At 66.9% G+C, this 18,786-nt stretch carries 24 protein-coding genes; 13 read left to right on the top strand and 11 right to left on the bottom strand.

Translation table 11 applies throughout. The annotated features are described in order from the left end of the window. Positions 1-12: 12 nt before the first annotated feature. From V7S63_RS23510 to hisF, 6 genes are all read right to left on the bottom strand, one after another. The gene (locus V7S63_RS23510; protein WP_100964486.1) at positions 13-363 is read right to left on the bottom strand and encodes a RidA family protein; all 351 of its coding nucleotides are present in this window, start codon (positions 361-363) and stop codon (positions 13-15) included. Positions 364-424: 61 nt separating this feature from the next. Continuing rightward, positions 425-874, bottom strand: coding sequence for a YqaA family protein (locus V7S63_RS23505; RefSeq protein WP_336532011.1), 450 nt, complete (start codon positions 872-874; stop codon positions 425-427). After that, positions 874-1,401, bottom strand: a complete 528-nt coding sequence (locus V7S63_RS23500; protein ID WP_336532010.1) for a DUF1697 domain-containing protein — start codon at positions 1,399-1,401, stop codon at positions 874-876. The genes V7S63_RS23505 and V7S63_RS23500 overlap by 1 nt, the downstream gene beginning before the upstream one ends. A 32-nt stretch (positions 1,402-1,433) precedes the next feature. Continuing rightward, on the bottom strand, positions 1,434-2,408 hold the full coding sequence (gene coaA / locus V7S63_RS23495; RefSeq protein WP_091835742.1) for a type I pantothenate kinase: 975 nt from the start codon (positions 2,406-2,408) through the stop codon (positions 1,434-1,436). A 74-nt stretch (positions 2,409-2,482) separates the two neighbouring features. Then, positions 2,483-2,803, bottom strand: a complete 321-nt coding sequence (locus V7S63_RS23490; protein WP_091835745.1) for a phosphoribosyl-ATP diphosphatase — start codon at positions 2,801-2,803, stop codon at positions 2,483-2,485. Between the two features lie 3 nt (positions 2,804-2,806). Continuing rightward, the gene (gene hisF / locus V7S63_RS23485) at positions 2,807-3,571 is read right to left on the bottom strand and encodes an imidazole glycerol phosphate synthase subunit HisF (protein WP_092159819.1); all 765 of its coding nucleotides are present in this window, start codon (positions 3,569-3,571) and stop codon (positions 2,807-2,809) included. 153 nt (positions 3,572-3,724) lie between these two features. Between hisF and V7S63_RS23480 the strand changes: the two genes are divergently transcribed. Together V7S63_RS23480 and V7S63_RS23475 are read left to right on the top strand one after the other, a co-directional pair. Next, entirely contained in the window at positions 3,725-4,522 is a 798-nt protein-coding gene (locus V7S63_RS23480; RefSeq protein ID WP_100964542.1) for a transporter substrate-binding domain-containing protein, read from the top strand. Positions 4,523-4,724: 202 nt separating this feature from the next. Further along, a complete protein-coding gene (locus V7S63_RS23475) occupies positions 4,725-5,510 on the top strand; it encodes a transporter substrate-binding domain-containing protein (protein ID WP_336532009.1) in 786 nt (261 codons plus the stop codon). Positions 5,511-5,513: 3 nt separating this feature from the next. On the opposite strand, the gene hisA is transcribed toward V7S63_RS23475, so the two are convergent. The 4 genes from hisA to hisB form a co-directional block, all read right to left on the bottom strand. Next, entirely contained in the window at positions 5,514-6,251 is a 738-nt protein-coding gene (gene hisA, locus V7S63_RS23470) for a 1-(5-phosphoribosyl)-5-[(5-phosphoribosylamino)methylideneamino]imidazole-4-carboxamide isomerase (protein WP_336532008.1), read from the bottom strand. Next, positions 6,239-6,895 (bottom strand): imidazole glycerol phosphate synthase subunit HisH, encoded by a 657-nt coding sequence (gene hisH / locus V7S63_RS23465; RefSeq protein WP_336532007.1) that lies wholly within the window; start codon positions 6,893-6,895, stop codon positions 6,239-6,241. The genes hisA and hisH overlap by 13 nt, the downstream gene beginning before the upstream one ends. Next, entirely contained in the window at positions 6,892-7,377 is a 486-nt protein-coding gene (locus tag V7S63_RS23460; protein ID WP_336532006.1) for a DUF2628 domain-containing protein, read from the bottom strand. Before V7S63_RS23460 ends, hisH begins: the two co-directional genes overlap by 4 nt. Before the next feature lie 78 nt (positions 7,378-7,455). After that, positions 7,456-8,043 carry an imidazoleglycerol-phosphate dehydratase HisB gene (gene hisB / locus V7S63_RS23455; RefSeq protein ID WP_291674022.1) on the bottom strand — a complete coding sequence of 196 codons (588 nt, stop codon included), beginning with the start codon at positions 8,041-8,043 and terminating at the stop codon, positions 7,456-7,458. A 185-nt stretch (positions 8,044-8,228) separates the two neighbouring features. Here hisB and V7S63_RS23450 point away from each other — a divergent pair, with 185 nt between their 5' ends. Beyond that, positions 8,229-8,999, top strand: a complete 771-nt coding sequence (locus V7S63_RS23450) for an isocitrate lyase/PEP mutase family protein (protein ID WP_336532005.1) — start codon at positions 8,229-8,231, stop codon at positions 8,997-8,999. Here the strand turns inward: V7S63_RS23450 and V7S63_RS23445 are convergent. Then, positions 8,913-9,440, bottom strand: coding sequence for a hypothetical protein (locus V7S63_RS23445; protein ID WP_336532004.1), 528 nt, complete (start codon positions 9,438-9,440; stop codon positions 8,913-8,915). The genes V7S63_RS23450 and V7S63_RS23445 overlap by 87 nt on opposite strands. Positions 9,441-9,482: 42 nt before the next feature. On the opposite strand from V7S63_RS23445, the gene hslV reads away from it, so the two are divergent. The 10 genes from hslV to V7S63_RS23395 all read left to right on the top strand — a co-directional run bounded on the left by hslV (position 9,483) and on the right by V7S63_RS23395 (position 18,667). Next, positions 9,483-10,052 carry an ATP-dependent protease subunit HslV gene (gene hslV / locus V7S63_RS23440; RefSeq protein ID WP_091835770.1) on the top strand — a complete coding sequence of 190 codons (570 nt, stop codon included), beginning with the start codon at positions 9,483-9,485 and terminating at the stop codon, positions 10,050-10,052. Beyond that, positions 10,049-10,549, top strand: a complete 501-nt coding sequence (locus V7S63_RS23435) for a GNAT family N-acetyltransferase (protein ID WP_100964504.1) — start codon at positions 10,049-10,051, stop codon at positions 10,547-10,549. Before hslV ends, V7S63_RS23435 begins: the two co-directional genes overlap by 4 nt. Then, positions 10,549-11,856: an ATP-dependent protease ATPase subunit HslU gene (hslU, locus tag V7S63_RS23430; RefSeq protein ID WP_100964506.1), complete on the top strand. Its 1,308-nt coding sequence runs from the start codon at positions 10,549-10,551 to the stop codon at positions 11,854-11,856. The genes V7S63_RS23435 and hslU overlap by 1 nt, the downstream gene beginning before the upstream one ends. 479 nt (positions 11,857-12,335) lie before the next feature. Beyond that, the gene (gene murJ / locus V7S63_RS23425) at positions 12,336-13,919 is read left to right on the top strand and encodes a murein biosynthesis integral membrane protein MurJ (RefSeq protein ID WP_336532003.1); all 1,584 of its coding nucleotides are present in this window, start codon (positions 12,336-12,338) and stop codon (positions 13,917-13,919) included. A gap of 53 nt (positions 13,920-13,972) precedes the next feature. Next, positions 13,973-15,034 carry a tryptophan--tRNA ligase gene (trpS, locus tag V7S63_RS23420; RefSeq protein ID WP_091835784.1) on the top strand — a complete coding sequence of 354 codons (1,062 nt, stop codon included), beginning with the start codon at positions 13,973-13,975 and terminating at the stop codon, positions 15,032-15,034. A gap of 249 nt (positions 15,035-15,283) precedes the next feature. Next, a complete protein-coding gene (locus V7S63_RS23415; RefSeq protein ID WP_091835787.1) occupies positions 15,284-15,778 on the top strand; it encodes a universal stress protein in 495 nt (164 codons plus the stop codon). A gap of 93 nt (positions 15,779-15,871) precedes the next feature. Beyond that, the gene (locus V7S63_RS23410; protein WP_336532002.1) at positions 15,872-16,438 is read left to right on the top strand and encodes a NifU family protein; all 567 of its coding nucleotides are present in this window, start codon (positions 15,872-15,874) and stop codon (positions 16,436-16,438) included. Between the two features lie 35 nt (positions 16,439-16,473). Beyond that, positions 16,474-17,157, top strand: a complete 684-nt coding sequence (gene tsaB, locus V7S63_RS23405) for a tRNA (adenosine(37)-N6)-threonylcarbamoyltransferase complex dimerization subunit type 1 TsaB (protein WP_336532001.1) — start codon at positions 16,474-16,476, stop codon at positions 17,155-17,157. Positions 17,158-17,275: 118 nt separating this feature from the next. Further along, the gene (locus tag V7S63_RS23400) at positions 17,276-17,773 is read left to right on the top strand and encodes a GNAT family N-acetyltransferase (protein WP_336532000.1); all 498 of its coding nucleotides are present in this window, start codon (positions 17,276-17,278) and stop codon (positions 17,771-17,773) included. A 96-nt stretch (positions 17,774-17,869) separates the two neighbouring features. Next, positions 17,870-18,667, top strand: a complete 798-nt coding sequence (locus tag V7S63_RS23395) for a lysophospholipid acyltransferase family protein (RefSeq protein ID WP_091835798.1) — start codon at positions 17,870-17,872, stop codon at positions 18,665-18,667. The last annotated feature ends 119 nt before the right edge of the window (positions 18,668-18,786 follow it).

The following is an 18,786-nucleotide window of genomic DNA, read 5'->3' as shown; positions in this document are numbered from 1 at the left end:
GTGCGACAGCGATCAGATCGCGGCGATGACCGCGATCTCGACGGTGTATTGCGGGCCGGCGAGCTTGGCCTCGACTGTGGCGCGGCCCGGCGTGTTGCCGGCCGAGACCCAACCGTCCCAGACCGCATTCATCTCGGCGAAGGTCGACATGTCCGAGAGCCAGATGTTGACCATCAGCAGCTTCGACTTGTCGGTGCCGGCTTCGGCCAGGAGGCCGTCGATGATCGAGAGAATGTCCTTGGTCTGCTCGGCGACGCTCTTGCCGGCCGCCTTGTCGGCGACCTGACCGGCGAGATAGACCGTGTTGCCATGCACGACGGCCTTCGACATGCGCGGGCCGGGGGCGATGCGCTTGATGCTCATGATCTGGTCTCCATCAGAAAGGGCCTCGCTGGTAGCCCGAGACCGGAATCCGCGCAAATGCTTATGCAGCGGCGGCCCAGCCCGCCCAGAGCAAGGCATAGCGTGCCGCCTTGCCGATGAACACGAGCAAAACGAAGCGTCCGAGCGGATAGTTGAGCGAGCCGACGACGAAGGTCAGCGGATCGCCACCGATCGGCAGCCAGGCGAAGAGCAAGGACGGCCAGCCGAAGCGGGCGAACCAGCCCTGCGCCTTGGCGAAACGCACGGGATCTGGCCGGAGCCGCGCCGGCAACCGCTCGACGCCACCCGTCGCGATCAGCCGGCCGAGCCACCAGTTGACGACCGAGCCGGCGGTATTCGCGACCGAGGCGACGATGAAGAGCAGCGTCGGATCGACCGATTTCGCCGCCAGGAGCCCGATGAAGACCGCTTCCGACTGGGCCGGCAGCAACGTCGCGGCGACGAAGGCTGCACCCGCCATCAGGCCGAGGGACGCGAAATCGAGAGGCATCAGTCCAGCATCGCGGCGAGCGCGTTGACGGTATTGGCGTTGCGCAGCGTGCCGATGCCGAGCTTTCTCGTCGTCAGATGCGAGAGCAGCCTCGTCTCGCTCGGCTTGCCGCCGAAATCGATCCAGAGATCGCCGTCGGAGAGCGCAAGCGCAATGCCCGGCGCGGCGAGCCGGCGGAGCATGGACAGGGCGTCAGGGCCGAGCGGCTTTCGCATGACGCGGATGCCGATATCGGCGCCGTTGCCGTTCGGAAAGGGATTCCGGGCCGCGAGCCGCTTCCAGGCCTCGGCGGTGCGCGCGATGATGTCGACATGCTTGCCGAAGCGGGTGCGGAAGCCCGCTTCCAAGCGGCTTTCGACCGTCGCAAGCGGCGCATCCTCGCCCTCGAAGATCAGGTTGCCGGTGGCGACCCAGCTGCGCACATCATGAAAGCCGAGTTCCGCCGCCATCGCCTTCAGATCCACCATCAGCACGCGCCTGCCGGGGCCGAGCACGATCGAGTGCAGCAGGGCGACATAGGTCGTCATCGTGGTTTTGGACCCGGCGGTTCGATGCCGCGCTAAAGCCGCCGCAGCGCGACCTGCTGGATGCGGTGGCTCGCGCCCTTGGTCAGGATCAGACTGGCGCGCTGGCGGGTCGGCACGATGTTCTCGCGCAGATTGGGCAGGTTGATGCCGGTCCAGAGCTTCTCGGCGATCGAGAGCGCCTCGTCCTCGCCGATCTCGGCGTACTTGCGGAAGAAGGAGCGCGGATCGCGGAAGGCGGTCTGGCGCAGCGTCATGAAGCGGTTGACGTACCAGCGGTGCAGGTCGTTCTCGTCAGCGTCGAGATAGACCGAGAAGTCGAAGAAATCCGAGACGATCGGGGTGACCGTGCCGTCCTTGGGCAGGCGGCTCGCCTGCAGCACGTTCAGCCCTTCGAGGATCAGGATGTCCGGCCGCTCGACCGTGACCTGCTCGCCGGGCACGACGTCGTAGACCAGATGCGAATAGACGGGGGCGCTGACGGCGCGCTTGCCGGCCTTCACATCGGAGAGGAACCGCAGGATCGCGGCGCTGTCATAGCTCTCCGGAAAACCCTTGCGCTGCATCAGCCCGCGGCGTTCGAGCTCGGCATTGGGCAGGAGGAAACCGTCGGTGGTGACGAGCTCGACCTTGGGCGTGTTCGGCCAGCGCGAGAGCAGAGCCTTCAGGACGCGCGCCGTGGTCGACTTGCCGACCGCGACCGAGCCGGCGACGCCGATGACATAGGGGACCTTGACCTCGGCCTCGGCCATCAGGAAGCGCTGCGTCGCCTTGAACAACCCTTGCGTCGCGGCGACGTAGAGCGAGAGCAGGCGCGAAAGCGGCAGGTAGATCGCGACGATCTCGTCGAGCGAGATCGGGTCGTTGATCGATTGCAGCTTGGTCAGGTCGTCGACCGACAGCGTCAGCGGCGCATCGGCTCGCAAATGCGCCCATTCGTCGCGCGAGAAACTGCGATAGGGCGAGACCAGATCGGGGGCGGAGGGCGCCGCGAGCGGACGCTGATCCATGATGCCCCCCGTATTCCAAGCTTCGAGGTTCAACGCAACGGCCTCGACTTTCAAACCTTGGGCACGACCATGCCCTAACGGGGTCGCGCCGCCTTCTCGGCCAGGCCGGAGCGCGCGGTGCGGGCCTCAAGCTGGCTCAAGACGTCCCGCAATGCAACATCGCGTGACCTGAGCACGACCAAAAGATGATAAAGCACATCGGCGCTCTCGGCGATCAGTTCGTCGCGATCGCCCTTAACAGCGGCGATGACGGCCTCGACCGCTTCCTCGCCGAACTTCTTGGCGGCGCGCTCGGGTCCGGCGGCCAAGAGCTTGGCCGTCCAGGATTCTTCCGGCGAAACACTGGCGCGCTCGGCGACGATGCGTTCGAGGTCAGCGAGGGAAAAAGAGGTCATCGCTCAATCCAGCCGCATCGCCAGCCCGGCGGCGGCCATATGCGCCTTGGCCTGCGGAATGCTGTAGGTGCCGAAATGGAAGATCGAGGCGGCGAGCACCGCCGAGGCATGGCCGTCGCGCACGCCGGCGACGAGATCGTCGAGATCGCCGACCCCACCCGAGGCGATCACCGGCACCGAGACCGCGTCGGCGATGCGCTGGGTCAGGCCGATGTCGTAACCAGATTTTGTGCCGTCGCGGTCCATCGAGGTCACCAGCAACTCGCCGGCGCCGAGCGAGACGACCTCGCGGGCGAAGGCGATGGCGTCGATCCCGGTGGCGTTGCGCCCGCCATGGGTGAAGATTTCCCAGCGCCCGGGCGTGACCTGCTTGGCGTCGATGGCGACGACGATGCACTGGTCGCCGAATTTTTCCGCAGCTTCCTTGACGAAGGGGCGGTTGGTCACCGCCGCGGTGTTGATCGCGACCTTGTCGGCGCCGGCCAGCAGCAGCGCGCGGATATCCTCGACCTTGCGCACGCCGCCGCCGACGGTCAGCGGCATGAAGCAGGCCTCGGCCGTGCGGGTGACGACGTCGAGCAAGGTCCCGCGCGCCTCATGGCTTGCGGTGATGTCGAGGAAGCAGAGCTCGTCGGCCCCGGCCGCGTCATAGGCCTTGGCGGCCTCGACGGGATCGCCGGCATCGACGAGATCGACGAATTTCACGCCTTTGACGACGCGGCCGTCTTTGACGTCGAGGCAGGGGATGATGCGGGTCTTCAAGGTCATCGGCGGGCCTGCCCGAGCGGGAGCGACAAAAACGGGTCGGCGCATATAGCGCTGCCGCTGCACGGCACGCAAACGCAGCGCACACAGGCCGGATTGATCGCCGCCACGATCCCTGCTCTCCTGCGCGCCACAAGCAAAGCCGAGGGGATTTCCATGACGATCGCATCGCCCTTCAAGGGCCTGAAACTGGCTGTGCTGAGCGCCGTGGCCGGGCTCGGTTTGAGCGCCGCCGCGCTGGCGCAGGCTCCGGCCAGCCAGCTCGAGACAATCCAGAGCCGCGGAGCCCTGCAGATCTGCACCACCGGCGACTACAAGCCGTTCACGCTCGCCAAGGACGGCAGCTATGAGGGCATCGACATCGAGCTCGGAAAATCGCTGGCGAAGGCCATCGGCGTCGAGGCCAAGTTCGTGCAGACGAAATGGGCCGACCTGATGAACGACTTCACCGGCGGCAAATGCGACATCGCCATGGGCGGCATCTCGGTGACGCTCGACCGGCAGAAGCGCGCCTTCTTCTCCGCGCCCTATCTGATCAACGGCAAGGCGCCGATCGCACGCTGCGCCGACGTCTCGAAGTTCCAGACCGTCGCCGACATCGACAAGCCGGAGACACGCGTCATCGTCAATCCGGGCGGCACGAACGAGCGCTTCGTGCGCGCCAACTTCAAGCAGGCCAAGATCGAGATCTTCCCGGACAACGTCACGATCTGGGATCAGATCCTCGCCGGCAAGGCCGACGTCATGGTGGCCGAGTCGATCGAGACGAAGGTCCAGGAGAAGATCCGCCCGGGCTTGTGCGCCATCAACCCGGACTCGCCGCTGCAATATGGCGAAATGGGCTATCTGCTGCCGCGCGGCGACATCGTCTTCAAGGCGTTCGTCGACCAGTGGCTGCATCTCGCCAAGGCAACCGGGGAGTTCGGCACGATCTACAATCAGTTCGTTCGCTGACTTTTCGGCAGGGTTGCGCCGCTTCGCTGACAGACAGTGGCGTGGCGCAACCTGCAGCATGTTTCAGCACGATGCGATGCAACGCCTGCTAGGCAAGCGATGCATGCCAGGCACGGGCGCCCTTACCCGCTTGGCAGTTGAAGCTGGTCCCGCGCGCTGCTCTCCTTGCGGCACTGACAAGAGAGGGGATGAGGGCTTTTTCATGCTGTCGACGATCATCCGCGCGGCGTTCTCCGCCGCCTGCGCAGGCTTCATCTCGATCGGCGCCGTCCAGGCGCAGGCACCGGCCAGCGCACTCGATGCGATCCAGAGCGCCGGGACGCTGCGGATCTGCACCACCGGCGACTACAAGCCGTTCACCAATGCCGTCAGCGACAGCTATGAGGGCATCGACATCGAGATGGCGAAGTCGCTCGCCAAGGCGATCGGCGTCGAGCCCAAATTCGTGCGGACGAAATGGGCCGAGCTGATGGCCGATTTCACCGGCGGCAAATGCGATGTCGCCATGGGCGGCATCGGCGTGACGCTGGAGCGGCAGAAGCGCGTGTTCTACTCGGATCCAGCGCTGCGGACCGGCAAGATCCCGCTGGTGCGCTGCGCCGACAAGGACAGGTTCCAGAGCGTCGCCGACATCGACAAGCCCGGCGTCACCGCGATCGCCAATCCCGGCGGCACCAATGAGCGCTTCGCCAAGAGCAACTTCAAACAGGCCAAGGTCATGCTTCACCAGGACAATGTCGGCATCTTCGACGAAATCCTGGCTGGGCGTGCCGACGTGTTTGTCACCGAGGCGATCGAGGCGACCGTGCAGCAGAAGCTGAAGCCGGGCCTGTGCGCCATCAATCCCGACAAGCCCCTGACCTTCATCGAGATCGGCTATCTGCTGCCGCGCGGCGACGTGATCTTCAAGGCCTTCGTCGACCAGTGGCTGCACATCGCCAAAGCGACCGGCGAGTACCAGCGCTACTACGAGCAGTATCTTCGCTGAGGCTCAGGCGGCCGCCAGCCGCGCCAGCGCCGCCGCAGGATCGATCCGGCCGTCATAAAGGGCGCGGCCGGTGATCGCGCCCTCGAGGATCGCGGCATCGGGCGCGCAGAGGCGTTCGATATCGGCCATGGAGGCCAGGCCGCCCGAGGCGATCACCGGGATCGTCAGCGCATGGGCGAGCGCGATCGTACCGTCCCAGTTGATGCCCTGGAGCATGCCGTCACGGGCGATGTCGGTGTAGACGATCGCGGCGACGCCGGCATCCTCGAAGCGGCGCCCAAGATCGTCGGCGGCGAGCGCCGAGGTCTCGGCCCAGCCTTCCACGGCGACGAAGCCGTCGCGCGCATCGATGCCGACCGCGACCTTGCCCGGAAACGCCTTCGCGGCCTCGCGGACGAAACCGGGATCGCGCACCGCCGCCGTGCCGATGATGACGCGGGCAATGCCCTTGGCGAGCCAGCCCTCGACCGTCTTCATGTCGCGGATGCCGCCGCCGAGCTGAACGGGGAAGAGAACGCGTTTCAGGATCGCTTCGACCGCAGCCGCGTTCATCGGCTTGCCGGCGAAGGCGCCATCGAGATCAACGACGTGAAGCCACTGGAAGCCCTGTCCCTCGAAGGTCGCGGCCTGGGCGGCGGGATCGTCGTTGAAGATCGTCGCCTGATCCATGTCGCCCTGCTTCAGGCGGACGCAGCGGCCTTCCTTCAGGTCGATGGCAGGGAAGAGAATCACGGCGCCCATCTCAGGAAATTGCCGATCAGCTTGAGGCCGAGCTTCTGGCTCTTCTCGGGGTGGAACTGGGTGCCGGCAATATTGTCCTTTGCCACGATCGCGGTGACCGGGCCGCCGTAATCGGTCAGCGCCAGCACCTCCTCCGGCCTTGTGGCCGTCAGCGCGTAGGAGTGGACGAAATAGGCGTGCCAGCCGGAAGGGCCGGTCTCGATTCCGGCGAGGAGCGGATGCTCGTCCTGCGGGTGCAGCGTGTTCCAGCCCATATGCGGGATCTTCAGGGCGTCATCGCCCGGGCGGATCAGCGCGACGTCGCCGGCAATCCAGTTAAGGCCCTCGGTGGTGACATATTCGAGGCCGCGGCTCGCCATCAGCTGCATGCCGACGCAGATGCCGAGGAAGGGCCGGCCCTTGCCGCGCACGGTCTCCTCCAGCGCCTCGACCATGCCGGGGACGGCGTCGAGCCCGCGCCGGCAGTCGGCGAAGGCGCCGACGCCAGGCAGCACGATGCGATCGGCGGCGCGGACCTCGGCGGGATCGCTGGTGACGCGGATGGTCGCTGGCGTGCCGGCCTCAACGGCGGCGCGCTCAAAGGCCTTGGCGGCCGAGTGCAGATTGCCCGAGCCGTAATCGACGATGGTGACGGTCTGGCTCATCGCCCGTTCGCCTCCGGGAAGAGGCCGATCACCGGCGCGGAGCTCTCTGCGAAGCGCGCGGGAACCGGTGCCGTCTCGACGATGCGGGGCGGCGCGCCGGCCGGCAGGGCCCGCTCGAAGAAGCGGCGCTCGGCACTGGAGAGATCCGGCGCCTCGACCACATCGACCAGCCGCCAGCCCTTCCGCATCAGCTTGCGCGCAATCAGGTTCTGACCCTCGAAGCCGAGGAAGACCGCAAGCGCGGTATGCGACAGCATCACCGCGAAAAAGGAGAAGCCGATCTGGCGCTGCAGGTAGACCAGCCCGCCCCACACCAGCGCATAGAGGATGAAGGCGAGCCAGAGCCGTTTGAACAGCAGCCAGAGACCGCCGAAGACCAGCGCCGAAAAGGTGAAGGTCTCGGGCAGGAGCCTGGCCTGCTCGACCTCTTCGCGCAGCCCGCCGGCGCCCGGCGGCGGGATCAGAGCCTGATAGAACGCCATGGCAGCGATCCCTTTGATCCCAAAAGTTTAGAGCATTGCTCAAGCAAAAAACCGGTTTCCACTTTTTCGCGCAATGCTCTAGAGGGCGCCCTTGGTCGAGGGCACGCGGCCGCCCTCGCGCGGATCGACTTCCAGCGCCTGGCGCAGCGCACGGGCCAGACCCTTGAAGCAGCTTTCGGCGATATGGTGGGCATTGTCGCCATAGAGCGTCTCGACATGCAGGGTCAACCCGGCATTGATCGCGAAGGCCTGGAAGAACTCGCGCACCAGTTCGGTGTCGAAAGTGCCGATCTTCTCCGCCCTGAACTGCGTCCGGAAGACCAGGAAAGGCCGGCCGGAGACGTCGACCGCGACGCGGGTCAGCGTCTCGTCCATCGGCAGGTGGACATCGGCATAGCGGCGGATGCCCTTCTTGTCGCCGAGCGCCTGCTTCAGGGCCTCGCCGAGCGCGATGCCGGCATCCTCGACCGAGTGATGGTCGTCGATATGGGTGTCGCCCTTCACCTTGACCGTGGTGTCGATCAGCGAATGGCGGGCGAACAGATCGAGCATATGGTCGAAGAAGCCGACCCCTGTGGCAATCTCGGCCTTGCCCGTGCCGTCGAGCACGAGCTTGACCGCGATGTCGGTCTCGTTGGTGCGGCGCTTCACTTCGCCCGAACGCATGCTGACCTCTGTACCCTCGCAAAACCGTGCCCGCTTTAGCAGGCGACCGGCCGGAAGGCCATGGCGATCGAGGCGGATCCGCTCTCGGCCGACCTTTCTCGTTGACTCGGCGCCTGGCGCATCTGCTGACAGAAGGCGACAGCCGGGTTCGCTACCAGCGGCGCGGCGAGGCAGGGCGAGGTGCGATGACACAGGCTGACAGAGCGAGCCAGTTCGCTGCACTGCACGTCAAAGGCCGGCCGCTCATCCTCTACAATATCTGGGATGCCGGTAGCGCCCGCTCGGCCGCGAAGGCCGGGAGTAAGGCGATCGCCACCGGCAGCTGGTCGATGGCGGCGGCCCATGGCTTCGACGACGGCGAGGCGATCCCGCTCGACTTCATCGAAACGATCGTCGGCCGCATCGCCTCCTCCGTCGCGCTGCCGCTGACCGTCGATTTCGAAGGCGGCTACGCGAAAGACCCGGACGGCGTCGCGAAGAATGCCGCGCGGATCATCGAAGCCGGCGCAGTCGGCCTGAACTTCGAGGACCGGATCGTCGGGGCAGGCGCGCTCTATGCCATCGCCGACCAGGTGCAGCGGATCAAGGCGATCCGGAGCGCGGCGGATCGTCTCGGCATCGCCGTGTTCATCAACGCCAGGACCGACCTTTTCCTGCTGGAGGCCGACAAGACGCGGCACTCCGGCCTCATCGACGCGGCGATCGAGCGGGCGCAGGCCTATCAGCAGGCCGGCTGCAACGGTTTCTTCATTCCCGGACTGCTGGACGAGAGCGGCATCGCGGCGATCTGCGCTGCGTCGACGCTACCCGTGAACGTGATGATGATGGGTGGCGCGCCCGATCGCGAGACCCTGATCCGGCTCGGCGTGTCACGGATCAGCTACGGCCCCGGCCCCTATCTGGCGGCGCAGGCCCGCTTCGTCGAGCAATGTGCCGCCAGCCTGGCCGGCGCCTGACGGCGGCGGCCCGAAGCGGGCCAGGAACGCCCGCGCCCTCGGCAGCGCATCGTGGAGGAACTGGCCGGGCTCGCGCAGCCAGAGACCGTCATAGGCCTTCGATTTCGCTTCGCTGATCAGGACGTCCTGGGGCAGGGACACGAGCGTTCCGTCCCAGCCCGGCCACCAGAGCCGGCCCTTGGCCCAGTGATGGGCGACCAAGGCTTCTTCGCAGCGATAGCCGTGAAAATCGAAGGCCATTTTGCCATCGCTGACGAAGACGTGGTTGCCGGTGAAGCCCTTGGCCGGTCTGATCCAGACGGCGTGGAAACCCTGCTCCGGATAGGTTTCCAGGAAGGCGTAGGCGAGGATGTGGCAGGCGCCGCAGGCGAAGAAGACCCGCTCGGGCAGATTCCAGCGTTTGACCGGGTCGCTCTTGATACCGGGCTTCAGCCTGAACATCTTGGCGGTTCCCGTCGACCGTTTGCCCGAGATCGAATCGCAATGTCAGAGACTAGCAACGCCCCCGTCATGCACGCGACCACCATCCTGATGGTGCGCAAGGGCAGCCGGGTCGTGATCGGCGGCGACGGCCAGGTTTCGCTCGGCCCGACGATCATGAAGGGCAACGCCAAGAAGGTCCGCCGCCTCGCCAAGGGTGCGGTGATCGCGGGCTTCGCTGGCGCGACCGCCGACGCCTTCACCTTGTTCGAGCGGCTGGAGGCCAAGCTGGAGCAGTTTCCGACGCAATTGCTGCGCGCCTGCGTCGAGCTCGCCAAGGACTGGCGCACCGACCGCTATCTGCGCCGGTTGGAGGCGATGCTGCTGGTCGCCGACAAGGACGTCTCGCTGCTGATCTCCGGCACCGGCGACGTGCTCGAGCCGGAAGCGTCCGAGCATGGCTCGGTGATGGCGATCGGGTCGGGCGGCAATTATGCGCTCGCGGCGGCCAGAGCCCTGATCGACGGCGAGGCCGATGCCGAGACGATCGTGCGGAAGGCGATGAAGATCGCCGGCGACATCTGCGTCTATACCAACCATTCCCTCGTCATCGAGAGCTTGGAGACCCCATGAATTTCGTCGCCGACGGCTATTCATTCGCCCCCGCGACGCCCGACGACTTCCCGATGCTGGCGCGCTGGCTCGAACAGGACCATGTCCGGCGCTGGTGGGGCGACCCCGACGAAGAGCTCGCCGAGATCGCGCGCATCTTCGGCGATCCCAGCATGGAGGCGCTGATCGTCAGCCATGACGGGCGCCCCTTCGCCCACCAGCAGAGCTGGGATCCCGCGCTCTGGCCCGACTACCCGCTGCAGGACCAGCCAGCCGGCACGCGCGGGATCGACCAGTTCATCGGCGAGGCCGACATGCTCGGCCAGGGACATGGCACCCGCTTCATCGGCGCCTTCACCCGGCATCTGCTGGCGCAGGGCGCGCCGCGGGTGGTGATCGACCCCGATCCGGAGAATCTCGCCGCGATCCGCGCCTATGAGAAGGCTGGTTTCACGGCCCTAGACGTTCGCGAGACCGGCGACGGCCCCGCGCTGATCATGATCCAGGAACCTGTTTGATGACGTCGTTTTCCCCCCGCGAGATCGTCTCCGAGCTCGACCGCTTCATCGTCGGCCAGAAGGACGCCAAGCGCGCCGTCGCGATCGCCCTGCGCAATCGCTGGCGCCGGCAGCAGCTCGAAGGGCCGCTGCGCGAGGAGGTCGCGCCCAAGAACATCCTGATGATCGGGCCGACCGGCTGCGGCAAGACCGAGATCGCGCGCCGCCTCGCCAAGCTGGCGAATGCACCGTTCCTCAAGGTCGAGGCGACCAAGTTCACCGAGGTCGGCTATGTCGGCCGCGACGTCGAATCGATCGTGCGCGACCTCGTCGAGGTCGCGATCGGCCTCGTCCGCGAGAGCCGGCGCAAGGATGTCGAGGCCAAGGCGCATGTCGCGGCCGAGGAGCGCGTACTCGATGCCCTCGTCGGACCGACGGCGAGCGCGACCACGCGCGACAGCTTCCGCCGCAAGCTGCGCAACAACGAGCTCGACGACAAGGAGATCGAGGTCGAGATCGCCTCGGCGGCCTCTAGCGCGCCGATGTTCGAGGTGCCTGGCATGCCCGGCGCCTCGATCGGCGCGATCAACCTCTCCGACATGCTCGGCAAGGCCTTCGGGCAGCGCGGCAAGCCCAAGCGCGTGCTGGTCAAGGAAGCCTACGCACCGCTGCTCGCCGAGGAGAGCGACAAGCTGATCGATCAGGACGCGATCGTCCAGGCGGCGATCCGCGAGGTCGAGAACAACGGCATCGTCTTCCTCGACGAGATCGACAAGATCTGCGCCCGCGAGGGCCGCGGCGGCGCCGATGTCTCGCGCGAAGGCGTGCAGCGCGACCTGCTGCCGCTGATCGAGGGCACCACGGTGGCGACCAAGCACGGGCCGGTGAAGAGCGACCACATCCTGTTCATCGCGTCGGGTGCCTTCCACGTCTCGAAGCCATCGGACCTCTTGCCGGAGTTGCAGGGCCGCCTGCCGATCCGGGTCGAGCTCTCGTCGCTCGACGTCGAGGATTTCAAGCGCATCCTGACCGAGACCGAGGCCAGCCTGATCAAGCAGTCGGTGGCGATGCTGGCGACCGAGCAGGTCACGATCGACTTCACGCCGGACGCGGTCGCGGCGATCGCCCGCATCGCGGTCGAGGTCAATTCGAGCGTCGAGAACATCGGCGCGCGCCGGCTCCAGACCGTGATCGAGCGCATCCTCGACGAGATCTCCTTCACGGCGACGGATCGCGGCGGGGAGAGCATCACCATCGATGCGGCCTATGTCGAAGCGCGGATCGGCGACCTCGCCAGAAACGCCGATCTCAGCCGGTTCATTCTGTAGGACGAGGCCAGAGCTCTAAGTTTCAAGTTCAGATTTGGGTTTTCCGCGAGGTCATCCCGGCCGGAGCAAAGCGAAGATCCGGGATCCATTCCTGAACCGTTCCGGAATGGATCCCGGGTCGAGCTGCGCTCGCCCGGGATGACGACAAGGGAATCTGACAGAGCAGATATGGACTTGGATTCACAGCCTTAGGCGTAAAGCCACGACCCTGGCTCGCATCTCGATTTCGTGCATCATGATCGTGCTGGAGCAGGCCATTTCACGCATCATGACCACGACCCGACGCAATAATCGCCACACGGCGCCTCTGACCCCAGACGCCTCATGCGAACCCGTTACCCTCGTCCAAGAGAGAACTGAGCAGTGGCCCTTCGAACGGCTCAGGGCGGAACTCCAGGACGCGTTCGCCGTGCCTGACGCTGACTACTTGCTGCTGACAGCGGCAGAAATAATTGCTCGCAACGAGCGCTGAGCACCCAGTGGCCACATCCTCCCGCCTCGCCCGCGATTCGCTGATCGTCGGCGCTGCGACGATCCTGTCGCGCCTGCTCGGCTTTGCCCGGGACGTGCTGATCGCGCGCCTGCTCGGCGCCGGTCCCGTGGCGGACGCCTTCCTGGCAGCCTTGCGCCTGCCGAATCTCGTCCGGCGCGTGCTCGGCGAGGGCGGGCTGAACGCGCCCTTCGTGCCGCTCTACCTCGCGATCAAGGCCGAGCGAGGTGAAGAAGCCGCCAAGCGCTTTGCAGGCGCTGCCGCGAGCCAGCTCGGCCTGCTGCTGCTCGGCTTCGTCGTTCTGGCCGAAATCTTCGCGCCCTGGGTCGTGCTCGGCCTGGCCGGCGGCTTCGCCGACGAACCGCAGACGCTGGCGCTCGCCGCCTACTACACGCGGCTGATGCTGCCCTTCGTGCTGTTGACCACGCTTGCCGCACTGCTCGCGGCGCTGCTCAATGCCGAGGGGCGCTTCACCGTGGCGGCGTTGGCGCCGGCACTGATGAACGCGATCCTGCTCGCGGCCTTGCTGTTCGCACTGTTCCGCGGCGGTGACGCCCATGGCAGCGCGACATTGCTAGCCGCCTGCCTCAGCCTCACCGGCCTGGCGCATCTCGCCATGATCCTATGGCGGCTGCTTGGCATCGGCCTGCCGCGCCCCGGCCTGCGCTGGTCAACGGATATGAGCAGGCTGGTCAGGACCGGCGGGGCGACATTGCTCGCTGCCTCCGCCGCGCAACTCGTCCTCCTGATCTCGACGCAAATCGCCTCGACCGGGCCCGGCTCGGTCTCGGCGCTGTATTATGCCGACCGCGTCTTCCAGTTGCCGCTCTCCTTCTTCGGCGTCGCGATGGGCACGGTCGTGCTCTCGGCCATGGCTGGCGAACGCTCGCAGGCGGACCACGACGCCCTGCTCGGCCGGGCGCTGGCACTTGGCCTGGCACTGGCGATCCCAGCCGCGACGGCCCTGTTCGTGCTGGCCGAACCGATCGTCTCGGTTCTGTTCGAGAACGGGCAGTTCAACGCTGCCGACCGCGAGCGTACCGCCGCCGCGCTCGCAGCCTTCGCCTGCGGCCTGCCCTTCGCACTCGCCGCCAAGGTGTTCGGACAGGTCTATTTCGTGCGACGGCAGCCGCGCCTGCCATTGATCGCCGGCTTTGCCGCTGTCGCCGTCGCCGCGCTAGCCGGTTTCGCTTTGCTGGGCTGGCGCGATGCGGCGATGATCGGTGCACTGGCGGCAAGCCTCGCCTTCATCGTCCAGGCGGGCCTGCTCGCGATCCATCTGCTGCGGGCAGGGCTGTGGCGACCGCGCTGGACGGATGGCCGGACGATCCTCGCGATCATCATGGCCGCCTTGCTCATGATCGCGGTGCTCGAGGCCATGCTCAGGCCGCTGCTCTCCGCGCTCGACCTGGGCCAGCCGGCCCTGTGGCGGGTCGGCGCGCTGGCAGTGCTGTGCTGCGCGGGTGCTGCGGTCTACGCCGTTGCCGGCTTCCTGCTCGGCGCCTTCGACGCTGTCCTGCCTTCGCGGCTCTTGCGCCTTCGCGGCGCATCCGTCAGAACGCCGCGTTCCTGAGCGGATCGACCCCCGACTCGAAGGATTTCTTCGCCCTGACGACGGAGCGCCCCATGGCCGCTTTCTCTCCCCGCGTCTTCTCCGGCATGCAGCCGACCTCGACGCTCCATCTCGGCAATTATCTCGGCGCGCTGGTGAACTGGGTCGCGATGCAGAAGACCCATGACTGCATCTATTGCGTCGTCGACATGCACGCGATCACGCAAGGGCTCGACGTCTGGGGCGGGCCGGCCGAGCTGACCCGCGCCACACGCGAGGTCGCGGCCGCCTACATCGCTGCCGGCGTCGATCCGAAGAAGAGCATCATCTTCAACCAGAGCCAGGTCTCCGGCCATGCCGAGCTCGCCTGGGTGTTCAACACCGTCGCCCGCCTCGGCTGGCTCAACCGCATGACCCAGTTCAAGGAGAAGGCCGGCAAGGACCGCGAGAACGCCTCGGTCGGGCTCTACGACTATCCCGTGCTGATGGCGGCCGACATCCTGCTCTACAAGGCGACCCATGTGCCGGTCGGCGAGGACCAGAAGCAGCATCTCGAGCTGACCCGCGACATCGCCCAGAAGTTCAACAACGACTTCGCCGAGCGCATCGCCGAGCTTGACCTCGGCACCGGCGAGCTCGGCTATTTCCCGCTGCCCGAGCCGATGATCCAGGGCCCGGCCCCGCGGGTGATGAGCCTGCGCGACGGCACCAAGAAGATGTCGAAATCGGACCCGTCGGACTATTCGCGCATCAACCTGACCGACGATGCCGACATGATCGCCCAGAAGATCCGCAAGGCGAAGACCGATCCGGAGGCGCTGCCCTCCGAGGAGAAGGGGCTGGAGGGCCGACCGGAGGCCGAAAACCTGGTCGGGATCTATGCCGGGCTCTCCGGCGAGAGCAAGGCGCAGGTGCTCGGCCAGTTCGGCGGCAGCCAGTTCTCCGGCTTCAAGGCGGCGCTGGTCGAGCTGGCGGTCGGCAAGCTCGCGCCGATTGCCGACGAGATGCGCCGCCTGCTGGCCGATCCCAGCCATATCGACGCCATCCTCAGCGACGGCGCCGACCGCGCCGCCGCGATCGCCGCGCCGATCATGCTCGACGTCAAGGACATCACCGGCTTCGTGCGCAGGCGCTGATCCGGCGGGCGCCCAGTGTCGTGATTTCGATGTTCGCTCTCGGTCGATATCAGGTGCGGCGCGAACGTCGAAATCAAAGAAAGGCACTAGGAATCAAGGGTTTACGAGTGTCCCTGACGATTCTGGAATTCGCTCCACACTCGATATCGGGCAGTGGCTAATTTCGGAATCGGGACAATTGGGAGGCTTGCACTGACGTTGCGACGCCTGTCACCATGACATGTCCTGAAACGGCGGCAGGCAACGGCAATGGTCAAGAGACGGCGGTCCTATGAGACGGGCCATCGCCCGAAATTCCTCGCTGTCGTCGACGACAGCCCGGAGTGCGCGAAGGCGGTGCGCTTCGCGGCGCGCCGCTGCGCGCGCCTGGGTGCGTCGATCGTGCTGCTCGGCGTGGTCACCCCGCCACCGGACGAGACCTGGCTCGGCGTCGGCGACATGGTCCAGGCCGACGCCGAGGCCGAGGCGCAGGAGCTGATCGACGCGGCCGCCGCGGCCGTGCGCTCGCTGGCCGGACTCGAGCCGGAGAAGGTCGTGCGCACCGGCGTCAAGGCCGACGAGATGGTCAAGCTGATCGATGCCGACGAGGACATCTCGCTGCTGGTGCTCGCCGCAGGCACCGGTCGCGACGGGCCGGGCCCATTGGTCGCCGCGCTCGCCGGCAAGGGCGCCGGCAGTTTCCCGATCCCGGTCGCGATCGTGCCCGGACACCTCGCCGACGAGGAAATCGACGCGCTGGCCTGATCAGCGCTTGCAGCTGCTGGAATGATTCCAGCGTCCGGCCTATATCGGGACCAGGAACGGCGGCCTTGACCCGCCGGCGCCGGAGACAAAGCCATGTTCATCCAGACCGAAGCCACGCCCAATCCCGCCACCCTGAAGTTCCTGCCCGGCCGCAGCGTCTCGCCGCAAGGGCCGATCGAATTGCGCGACCCAAACCTGGCCGAGCGCTCGCCGCTCGCGACGCGCCTGTTCGGCGTCAAGGGCGTCTCGGCCGTGTTCTTCGGCTCGGACTTCATCACCGTGACCAAGGCCGAGGGCGAGTGGCCGCATCTCAAGCCCGCCATCCTCGGCGCGATCATGGAACATTACATGTCGGGCGCGCCGCTGATGAGCGACGGCGCTCCGGTCGATGAACTCGCCGAAAGCGAGGACGAGTTCTTCGCCGAGGAAGACGCCGCGACCGTCGACACGATCAAGGAGCTGCTGGAGACCCGCATCCGTCCGGCCGTCGCCGGCGACGGCGGCGACATCACCTTCCGCGGCTACAAGGACGGCACCGTCTACCTCGTCATGAAGGGCTCCTGCTCGGGCTGCCCCTCCTCGACGGCGACGCTGAAGCACGGCATCCAGAACCTGCTGCGGCATTTCCTGCCGCAGGTGCGCGAGGTCGAGGCGGTTTGATCTCCGTCCGCATCGCAGACCGGACCTAAGCCCCGATGCGCATCCTCGCGATAGACACCGCGCTCGGCGCCTGCTCGGCCTGCGTGCTCGACGCCGGCGATCCCGCCCCGCTCGCGATCGAACAGACCGCGATGGAACGCGGCCATGCCGAGGCGCTGATGCCGATGATCGAGCGCGTGATGGCAAAGGTGGAAGGCGGCTTTTCGTCGCTCGACCGCGTCGCCGTGACCATCGGCCCCGGCAGCTATACCGGCCTGCGCGTCGGCATCAGTGCGGCGAGAGCGATCGCGTTCGCCGCCGGCATCCCCGCCATCGGGATCTCGACGCTGGCCGCCAGTGCCGCGCCCTTCATCGGCCGCGAGGGCGGACGCGTCGTCGCCGCCGCAGTCGATGCCAAGCACGGCCAGGTCTGGTTCCAGGCGATGAACGCGCAGGGCAAGCAGCTGGTCTCGGTCCGCCAGGTGAACCATCGCGACGCTGCCCGCGCCATCGGCGCCGGTCCGGTCTCGCTGGTCGGTTCGGCCGCGCTCGCCGTCGCCAACGAGGCCTGGGCGATCGGCCTCGACGCGCTCGTCGTCGACGACGCCAAGGCGCCGGACGTGATCTGGGTGGCGCGCCTCGGCATGATCGCCGACCCGGAAAGCGCCCCGCCGCGCCCGCTCTATCTCAAGGCGCCGGAAACGACGCCGCAGGACCGCGCCCGGCTCCCGCGGCGCTAGAGCAGGATGCGAAAAAGTGGGAACCGGTTTTTCGCAGGAATCCTGCTCTGAACTGTTAGAATCGATCACGTTTTATGATTCCGGATCGATTCGATCCGAATCATCGTGATCTAGCGCGATGGACTGGTTCCAATCCCTGTTCCAGCGCCGGCAGAAGACGGGCCGCGCCGGCCCGCTCGACGTCCGCCATGCCCGCCAGGTCGCGGCCCTGCATCACCAGGGCGGCTTCGCGCGGCTGTGGGAACCCGGCGAGTGCGCGGCCCTGCTCGCCGACCGGGCGGTCGTGGCCGAGGGTGTGTTCATCGGCAGCGCCAACGAGCCTTGCGGCTTCGTGATGTCGCGGCTGGCCGCCGACGAGGCGGAAATCCTGAGCATCGTCGTCGCCGGCGGGAAGCGCCGGTCAGGGCTCGGGCAGACGCTGCTGTCAGCCCATCTCGCGCAATTGGCGGCGCGCGGCACGGCACGGCTCTTCCTCGAGGTCGAGGAGGGCAATGCGCCGGCAATCGCGCTTTACCGGCGTCTCGGGTTCGAGACCGTCGGGCGGCGCGAGGGATACTACCCGAAGCCGGACGGCAGCCGCGCCGCCGCGCTGGTGATGCGGCGCGATCTCGGTTGAGCTTCGTCGCGTTGGCGGCATGGACGGCCGCAGGAGGTCCGATTATAGCCGGGCTCGCAGAAGCGGGGCGCCAACGCAGAGAATGAGCGGCTCAGCATGAAAGGCATCCGTCCCGGCGCCATGGTGCGGCTTGCGCTGCTCGTCTTCGGCACGCTCGTCCTGATTCCGCCGCAGCTTGTCGCCATGCGCCTCGGGCGGCCGTTCTATTTCACACGGCTGTTCCAGAAACTGGGCTGCCGCTGCTTCGGAGTGCGCATCACCACGCGCGGCGCGCCTCCGCCGGCAGGCCAAGGCGGGCTGATCGTCGCCAACCACACTTCCTGGCTCGACATCCCCGTCATCGGCACCACCGGGCCGCTCTCCTTCGTCGCCAAGGCCGAGGTCGCGACCTGGCCGGTGATCGGCTGGCTCTCGACGCTGCAGCGCACCGTGTTCATCGACCGGATGCGCCGCGGCGCCACCGCCGGCGTCGCCAGCGAGATGGGCAGGCGGCTGCAGAACGGACAGTCGGTGGTTCTGTTCGCCGAGGGCACCACCGGCGACGGCACACGCGTCCTGCCGCTGCGCTCCTCGCTGCTTGGGGCCGCTCACGAAGCCGTGCGCGGGGCGGACGAGGCCGAGACAACGATCTACCCGCTCTGCGTCACCTATACCGGCTTCCACGGCCTGCGCGGCGGGCGGGCCGAGCGCTCGGCGCTGTCCTGGTATGGCGACACCGAACTCGCGCCGCATTTCCAGGCGATGATCAATTCCGGCGCCATCGATGTGGAGCTCGCCTGGGGCGAGCCGATCCGGATGGGCCGCAAGCTCTCGCGCAAGGAGGCGACGCGCCTCGCCGAGATCGCGATCCGGCGGGCGCGGCAGGAAGCCGTCACCGGCCGGTCACGCGGCTGAGCCAGATACGAACAGCTTGGACTGTTGCGGCCCGGATATTGCGTGTCGACCAGCGAGAGCGATATGATTCCCAAGCTAGGGGCGATTGGGATAAGGAGACGCGGTTGAGGCCGGATCAG

It is taken from the genome of Allobosea sp. CCNWLY174 (genome assembly GCF_037120455.1).
In the GTDB taxonomy this organism is placed as follows: Bacteria; Pseudomonadota; Alphaproteobacteria; order Rhizobiales; family Beijerinckiaceae; genus Allobosea; species Allobosea lupini.
The sequence above is the reverse complement of the archived record's forward strand: the minus strand, read 5'-3'. Positions and strand labels throughout refer to the sequence as shown.